General features: G+C 46.1%; 2 protein-coding genes and 2 pseudogenes. All 4 read left to right on the top strand.

Going from position 1 to position 1,779, the window contains the following annotated elements; all coding sequences use genetic code 11:
* Nucleotides 1-315: pseudogene (locus FC24_RS10255) on the top strand (hypothetical protein); the annotation flags it as partial.
* A 2-nt stretch (nucleotides 316-317) separates the two neighbouring features.
* Nucleotides 318-1,055 carry an ERF family protein gene (locus tag FC24_RS10250; protein WP_057874770.1) on the top strand — a complete coding sequence of 246 codons (738 nt, stop codon included), beginning with the start codon at nucleotides 318-320 and terminating at the stop codon, nucleotides 1,053-1,055.
* Nucleotides 1,052-1,423 (top strand): single-stranded DNA-binding protein, encoded by a 372-nt coding sequence (gene ssb / locus FC24_RS10245; protein WP_057874769.1) that lies wholly within the window; start codon nucleotides 1,052-1,054, stop codon nucleotides 1,421-1,423. Before FC24_RS10250 ends, ssb begins: the two co-directional genes overlap by 4 nt.
* A gap of 12 nt (nucleotides 1,424-1,435) precedes the next feature.
* Nucleotides 1,436-1,779: pseudogene (locus FC24_RS10240) on the top strand (conserved phage C-terminal domain-containing protein); the annotation flags it as partial.

Genomic DNA, 1,779 nt, shown 5'->3' with positions numbered 1-1,779 from the left:
GAGGGATGGATTAGTCAGGTTAAAGCTGGCGTCGCCCTAACAGATATTTATGAGCGGATTGATGCTGCGGTAATGCAGCAAAAAGAAGCGGCCGAAAGCCGGCGGAAAGCGACTGAAGCTGCGGCGGCAGTTGAAAAAATGAAACTGCAGCAGTACCACGAGCAGACGATAGACACCGAAACTGGTGAGATTGTTGCTGCCGAACCCAGCCTTATTGAGACCACCTTAAAAATTAGTGGCACTAAGGAGCAGCTAGTTGCCTTAAAAAAGTACATGGACGAAACCGGTATTGAATACGAACGTTTGGAGGTGTAGGCATGACAACAACTAGTGAGCCAGATACTACGGCTAAAGTGGGTCTAATTGCCAAATTGTTGCAGGCAATGGCCAAAATCAAACCTGTTGATCGCGACGGTAAAAATCAATATCAAAATTATGATTTTCAAAGTGAAAGTGCGATTAAAGCGGCCGTTAAGGGCATTCTTGTTGAGCAGGGCATTATGGTAATTCCCAGTTACGAAATTATTGGCCAGCGAGACGCGAAGACGCGTAATAACGGGATAGTACACGTGGTGGACGTACTGGGAACGTATACGATTACCGATGGCCATGAATCAATCGTTAGTCGCTTTCCTGGCTCTGGACAGGATAACGGCGAGAAGGCGACTGCTAAGGCATGTACCTCGGCACAAAAGTATTTTTACAAACAGCTGTTCAACATTTCCAACAAAAATGATCCGGATCCAGATGCAGATAATAGCAACCTTGCTGCCAAACCAAAACCGCCACAGCGGCGTACACAGACCCAGGCGCCACGGTCGCAGAATTATCAGCGTAAAAAGCCAGACAACTCTGGATCCACTTCAATTCTAAATAATGCCGCGCGCTTGATTAAAAAAATGAGTGATAAATCTGGTGTGTCAGAATCGGATATTTACCAGCGGATTCTTGGTCAAGTCGGGTATGAAAACTCAGAACTGCAAGAAGTTAAAAAAGCCGCCCAATTCTTTAACCAAGCACAAAATGAATGGCGCGCAATGGAGGGTAATAAATGATTAATGTCGTGGCCTTAACTGGCCGTCTAACTAAAGATATTGAGTTGCGCTACACAGCAAACGGGAGTGCTGTCTCCTCGTTCACCTTAGCGGTTAACCGGCAGTTCACCAATCGTAATGGTGATCGGGAAGCTGACTTCATCAATTGCGTAATCTGGCGTAAGGCGGCAGAGAATCTGGCCAAGTATACGCACAAGGGATCCTTGATTGGCTTAGACGGGCGCGTACAGACGCGTACCTACGATAATCCCGAGGGTAAACGGATGTACATTACCGAGATAGTGGTTAACAACTTTTCGCTGTTGGAACCTAAGCCAAAGGGACAGGGTGCTCCTGTTGATGTAGCAGACAATGAGTTGCCATTTTAAGGAGGTGCTTTAATGGCACAACGCAGAATGTTTAGTTTAAAGATTACGGATACGGATTCGTTTTTAGACATGCCATTATCAGCCCAGGCCTTCTATTTCCACTTGAACATGCATGCGGATGACGATGGCTTTATCGCTAACGTTAAGACACTGATGCGCATGGTCAAAGCTAATGACGACGACCTCAAGCTCTTAGTTGCCAAGCAGTTTATTCTGCCATTTGATAATGGCGTAGTGGTGATTAAGGACTGGCGAGTGCATAACTACATTCAAAAAGACCGCTACAATCCCACTGTGTATACTGACGAGAAAGCCCAGCTGGACGTGGACTCGAAGGGGTCGTATACAAAATGTAT

Origin of the sequence: Loigolactobacillus rennini DSM 20253, assembly GCF_001436505.1 — a bacterium.
Classification (GTDB): domain Bacteria; phylum Bacillota; class Bacilli; order Lactobacillales; family Lactobacillaceae; genus Loigolactobacillus; species Loigolactobacillus rennini.
This window is presented reverse-complemented; position numbering and strand designations above follow the sequence as displayed.